The 6000-nt window shown below is 68.2% G+C and carries 4 protein-coding genes; all 4 read right to left on the reverse strand.

Annotated features, from left to right (window positions below):
- Window positions 1–74: 74 nt before the first annotated feature.
- Complete coding sequence (locus AC2CHE_RS21180) at window positions 75–1670, reverse strand: prenyltransferase/squalene oxidase repeat-containing protein (protein ID WP_484506616.1); 1596 nt, start codon at window positions 1668–1670, stop codon at window positions 75–77.
- A complete protein-coding gene (locus tag AC2CHE_RS21185) occupies window positions 1667–2566 on the reverse strand; it encodes a terpene synthase family protein (RefSeq protein WP_484506617.1) in 900 nt (299 codons plus the stop codon). The genes AC2CHE_RS21180 and AC2CHE_RS21185 overlap by 4 nt, the downstream gene beginning before the upstream one ends.
- The gene (locus AC2CHE_RS21190) at window positions 2566–3918 is read right to left on the reverse strand and encodes a cytochrome P450 (protein WP_484506618.1); all 1353 of its coding nucleotides are present in this window, start codon (window positions 3916–3918) and stop codon (window positions 2566–2568) included. The genes AC2CHE_RS21185 and AC2CHE_RS21190 overlap by 1 nt, the downstream gene beginning before the upstream one ends.
- Before the next feature lie 489 nt (window positions 3919–4407).
- Window positions 4408–5772 carry a poly(ethylene terephthalate) hydrolase family protein gene (locus AC2CHE_RS21195; RefSeq protein ID WP_484506619.1) on the reverse strand — a complete coding sequence of 455 codons (1365 nt, stop codon included), beginning with the start codon at window positions 5770–5772 and terminating at the stop codon, window positions 4408–4410.
- Window positions 5773–6000 lie beyond the last annotated feature (228 nt).

The following is a 6000-nucleotide window of genomic DNA, read 5'->3' on the forward strand; positions in this document are numbered from 1 at the left end:
GTCACTAACTGTTGCGTCCACAAGGGACTTGCTTTGTCCCGAGGCGTTCGTTGTCGGTCATGACCGCCGGGCAGCTACGCGCATTCGGACCGGAAGGTCAGCAGTCTCCCGGCACTGTGCTGGGCTGCCAGAACTGTGGCGCGGACGATCAGGGTGGGCTGATACAGATCCTTGTCATGCCACAGCGCCGGCCCGGTTGTGCCGTCGTGTTGACACAGGTAGGCGTACCCGCGCCGAACCGCGTCAATGACCTTGGGTGTCCGGGCACCGCTGACCAGCAAGATGTGCAGTGCGTAGGCCGTCTCCTCTGCGGTGGCTGTCCAGGTGCCCCAGGCGCCGTCGGTCCGTTGGGCGGCAAGTGCCCACTCGACCGCGCGATCCAGCGGTCTCGCCACCATCGTCGCGTCACCGAACTCTGCCAGGGCCTGCACGCAGCAGGAAGTCGCGTAGAAGTGGGACGCATGCCACCTGTCGGCCCAGCTCCCCTGGAGCTCTTGGCGATCCAACAGAGCCGTCACCAGCCGGCGGACAGCAGCGCGATGGCGCGGCTGTGCGCCGGGCTGGTCCGCCAGCCGCTGGCCGAAAGCATCGAGCACGTGGGCGTTGGTCGTGGTGCTGAAACCATCCTCGCCGGGCCATGTGGCGAAGCCCTCGGGTGTCTCGTATGACCACAGACAGTCAACTGACGCCGCGACGCCGAGATGGCCGAGAGCGGCCAGGGTCACCGCCGTGGTGTCAGCGTCGGTCGGTAGTCCAGGGCCGGTCGGCGTGCCAGTCGCACCAAGGTCGGCGGTCAGGCTCTCCACCAGCCCCGGGGAGCCGGTCAGATCGATTCCGGCGCGAGCCAGGATGGTGGTCACCCAGGCTCGTTCGAAGACGGTGATCGGGGCTGCGCACGGCACGGGGCCGCCGTAGTGAGCGACGGTGCCTTGCAGGTATGCCAACGCATCGTGGCCGCCGGGCCGGTCGGGCCTGCCGAGCCATGCGGCGGTGGCTGCAGGCGAGGCTCCCACCGTGCCCGAGGCGTTCGGTGTGACGCCGCCCGCTGCGGGAGCGAGGTCGGCCACGACCTCCAGGGCGTGAAGCAGCTTGTCGGGGATCGGTGCGCCGCTGGACACCAGGTGACGTACGGCGGTGAGTCGCTTTCGGGTCACGCCACCTGGCAGGCCCAGCGGAGTGGAGCGTCGCCACCGCTCTGGAACGACCGGCGGCGACATGGCCGGGCGGTGAAGGTGGTCATTGATGCGGTCCGTGAGTGCGGGCACGATCATGTCGAGGGCCGGGGTGTCGGGTAGCGCACCGGTGTCGCTCACGAGCCCGGTCAGGGCGACCAGAGCACGATCGACGGCGTGCACGAGCCGCGCCTGATCCGCCGGCGGATCGGACCGCAGGACCGTCAGCAGTGCCTCTGTCGCGCTGAGGGTGGGCACGAGGCCGTACCCCCCAGGAGGGCCCCAGCCGCCGTCCGGTCGCTGGGCGTCGAGCAGGTAACGCACCCGGTCGTTGTGTCCGATCAGCCACGGGGCGAGGCTCACCAGCCGGGCGGTCTCGTACGGTGAGGGCGAGGTGCGACCAGCCGGATCGCGCATCATCTCCGCGACGAGGTCGCGGACCTGCCCGCGTACGCCCGCGGTCCTGTCGGTCGGTCTGCGTCCGTCGACAGCTGTCACCGGGACGCCCAGAAGTCGGTCCCGTGGTAGAAGCCGGCCGTGAATCCGAGGACGCGTCGTAGGTATGTCACCTGTTGCGGGCTGACCTCGGCCAGCGGGTCGAGCAGCTTCTGGCAGCGGTCGGCCAGGTCGACTGCCTGCTGGCGCACCTCGTGTTCGTCGACGCCCAACATCAGGATATTCAGATCGCCGGCCTTCACGTCCCGGTGGTAGCTGGCCAGGTCGTTGACCAACCGCACGACCTTCTCCACCTCGTAGCTCGCGGTAACCAGCGCGGCCAGGTGCTCCTCGGTGTCCACGGCCTCGGTGGCGATCCAGTGGGAGAGGTTGACCCAGGTGGCGCCGTAGCCGGCGGCGTTGGCCAGATAGTCGCCGGCAGACGGCAGGTCGGCCACCTTCGTGTTCCGGTCAGTTCTCCATTGCCACTCCCGCAGCTCAGCGTCGAGCATGCGGCGCAACTCCTCCTGCCACAGGTGACCCAGGCGTGAGAACAGCGGCGTGGCTGCGAGATCGTCGTGGATGTCGGCCAGGAACTGGGTGAGTTGGTCACCGTCGGCTGGCGCGGTGCCCGCTGCCACCGCGATACAGGCGGTCACGGTGGCCGTGGCTTCTTCCAAGGAGCTGATCTCCGAGTCGATCCGCCAATCCTCTGCCGTCACCCACAGCGACGTGCGGTTCGCGGTACGAAGCTCGGCGGCGGTGCACCACGGGGCGATGAACGCGGTGGACAACGCCAGAGCGCTCAGCATGGCGGCATCGACGGGAGGGTCGGGAAAGAGAGCGGGATAGGTGGCGACCCGGTCCTGTAGGTCGCGTTGCCCTCGCGCGGCCACGGAGCAGATCCGTCCCTGTTCGGCGCTCTGCTCGAGCGTGGCGGCCAGGGTGTCTGGGGGCATCAGTGGCTCCTGCCGGCGACAGAGTGTTCGCGACGCGACGGGATCAGCTCGACTCGCCGCCGGGGGCGCAGCGATGCGGCGACTCGCGGTGCGGGCACCGTGGGATCAGTCAGGGTAAAGCGGAATTTACTGATCAAGGTCGCCACGATCAGCAGAGCCTCCAGGTTGAACAGGTGTTCCCCGAGGCATCTGTGCATGCCGAGTCCGAACGGGTAGTAGGCATGGCGGCGAAGCGTGTCCGCCTCTACGCGGCCGGGTGCGAAGCGCTCCGGGTCGAAGGATTCGGCGGTGGCACCCCAGTAAGTCCTCATCCGCTGGGTGGCGTACGGGGAGAGGATGATGGTGGCGCCCGGGTCTACCCGCACTCCACCGAGCACGTCGGCGGCCAACGCGCGCCGGGGAACGATCCAACCCGCAGGGTACAAGCGAAGGAGTTCGTTGAGCACCATCTGGGTGTAGGTGAGCTGAGGCAGGTGCTCTGCCCGCACCGGCCCGGCACCGACAACCTGATCGACCTCTGTGTAGAGCCGATCCGCGACGTCGGTGTGGTTGGCGAGGACCGGCCAGAGCCAGGTCAACACCACGTAGCTCGTCTCTGTGGTGACAGCCACCATCGACACCAAGTCGTCGCGCATCTGCCGTTCGGACAGCGGCTGGCCGTCACGTTTGGCCCGAGCCAGTGTCGACAACACGTCGTCGCCGTCGCCGGGCTGACGCACCGCAGCACGGAGGACCGGCAGCAGGATGTCGTCGATGGTCTGCACGGAGCGGCGGAAGCGACGGTCTCCCGGCATCGGAACCCACCACGGTGCGAAGGGGGCGAGCAGACGCGGTGCCATGGAGGTGACGATGTCCTCCTGCGCCGCCATGATGCGCAGCGCGTCATCAACAGAGACCCGGGAGTCGAAGAACACTCGCATGACGGCGGCGCAGACGAGGCGGGACAGTTCCGTGCCGATGTCGACGACGCTCCCCGCCACCGCCGCCGTGTGCAGGCGATCGGTCGCCCCGTCGATGGCCTTCGCCATCGTGTCGACCAGCGCGTCGATGCGGCCTCGCCGGAAGAGTGGGGCCAGTGTCCTACGTGACGCCAGCCAGGTGTCACCCTCGGCGAGGATTCCGTCGCCGACCAGTTTGCGGACCGAGCGCCAGAGCGCGGTGTCATCGCCTCGGGGATAGTTGGCAGCCCGGTCCTGCAACACCTGCCGTACGTGATCGGGATGGGTCACCAGGTACGGACTGGATACGCCGAGCCCGAGACGTACGACCTCACCGCCGGCGGCCTCACCGGTGTCCACCAGGGACTGATGTGCGTCGCGGAGGAAACTGGGCAACGCCCTCCAGACCGGCACAGACATAGGTCTGCCGGCGGCTCCTGCCGTCGGTGCCACCATCGTGGACCCCTCCCTCTGGCTCGCCTCGAAGTTGCCAGTTTCGCAACTTCCAGGACTAATCCAGCCTCAGTGTGCAAGTTGTGAAGGTGGTCTCGCAATGGGTGACCGGCTTTGTCACTCGGCCTTGCGTGATCGCCTCGGGTCTGCAACCTGGCTGGGGCGGCCGCCTACCGGCGGCGGCCGACGGACCGATCCCGTCGACGCCGCGGACCAGGACACCCGGTCGGCGTCGGCCTTCAGCGACTGGGCGATCCGGAGTGATCCTGGCCGGCGCGGCGGCTGGCTGGTGGCGCCGACGACGACGGCAGAACCACCCGAGTCGGCAGCCGCGCGGGACGAGCATGGCGCAGCGACCGGACTGAACCCCCCGCTCTCGCGGCACATGATCGGGCGGGCTCGGCGTCCTGCCGGGCCCGCCCGATCAGTCGGTGGCCTGGGCGGTGCTGGTTATCCGAGCGACACGAGGCGGAACTGCTGGTTGGTTTGTCCGTGGCAGTCGTAGAGCTGGATCTGGGCTCCGTTGTTGGTGCTCCAGACGTCGAGGCAGCGTCCGGATTGGACGCCGGTGATGGTGCCGTTGGAGTTGATGTTCCATTGTTGGTTGGTTCCGCTGTGGCAGGTGTAGATCTGGATTGCGGCGCCGTTGCCGGAGCCTGCGGCGTCGAGGCACATGTCGCCGTAGACGCGTAGTTGTTTGTTTGTGGTGTTGTAGGTCCAGGCTTGGTTGGTCTGCTTGTTGCAGTCGTAGAGCTGGACGCGGGTGCCGTTGTTGCGGGAGGCGTTGGTGACGTCGATGCAGCGGTTCGACTGGCTGCCGACGATCTCGCTGGCGGAGCCGGAGGGCGGCGGCGTGGTCGAGGTCGGGGTCGGGGTGGGCGTCGGGGTCGGGGTCGGCGTGCCGGTCGGTGGCGGAGTGGTCGGATCGGTCGGCAGCAACGGGCAGGTGCTGCGGTAGGTGACCACGCCGCTGCTGTCGAGCAGCGGGCAGAGGAACTGGCTGTACCGGGAGTCGTTGTCCACGAACATCTTCAGGAACGGCAGCATGGTCCGGATCAGCACCGGGTTCGACCGCCCGACCATGAACCCGTGGTCCCCACCGGCGACCTCCAGGTAGACGCCCTCCGTCGAGGCCGGCAGGCTGTTGTACAGGCCGAGGGCGTAGGACGGGGTGACCACCGTGTCCGCCTGGCCGGAGATGACCATCGTGGGTACCTGGTCGTTGGCCAGGTTCTGCGACGGCGAGTACGGCGCGATACCGACCGCCGCCTTCAACGACGAGCGCCGGGTGGCTGCGCTCAGCGCCCCGCCGCCGCCCATCGAGTGACCGGAGACGGCCAACCGGTTCGGGTCGACCCGGTCGCGTACTGGGCTCTGCTGCGTCAGGTAGTCGAGCGCGGCGAGCAACTGGGTGCCTCGGGCCGTGTCGAAGTCGTTACGGCTGTTGGTCTCGATGCCGATCACGACGAAACCGTGCGATGCCAGCCACGGGCCCATCCAGGCCAGCTCGGCAGAGAACAACGCGGTGTAACCCGGCGAAATGGCGATGGCACCGAAGGTGCCCTGGCTGGTGTCGGTCGGGTAGTAGATCCTGCCACCGTTGAAGCCGTACCCGGTCGGGACACTGACCGACGTGTTGGCGAAGGGCCCGTTCTCGGCCGCGACGCTCGCTCGGGTGGGGTCCGGACCCCGCTGGTACGGATTGTCGGCGGCTGACGCCGAGCTGGTGGCCACCGTCACGGTGAACATCCCGACGGCGGCTGCGATCCCGGCCGTGACGAGCTTGAAAAGCCGTCGTCGAATGCCGGGGGACACTCGGCCGGCATGAGCTTTCCCCTGAGGCGGGGGGTGGGGTGCGTGTCCTCGCACTGTCGATACCTCCTGGTGGTGGGGTGTGTGAGGGATGGGCGGGCTCGGTGTACGCCGAGCCCGCCCGCTCCGGCTGTGCCCAAACCGGACCTGCGTGTTGTCAGCGTTGTAGGGTCAGTAGTCCGGGTCGGTAGGGCAGCAGGCCGTAGTCGCCGCCGGAGTTGGGTGAGCGGC

This window comes from Micromonospora sp. ATLC16, from assembly GCF_057196645.1.

Excerpts from the sequence above, each read along its gene's own strand:
- AC2CHE_RS21185 (WP_484506617.1), bottom strand. The coding sequence starts at position 2,566 with ATGCCCCCAGACACCCTGGCCGCCACGCTCGAGCAGAGCGCCGAACAG.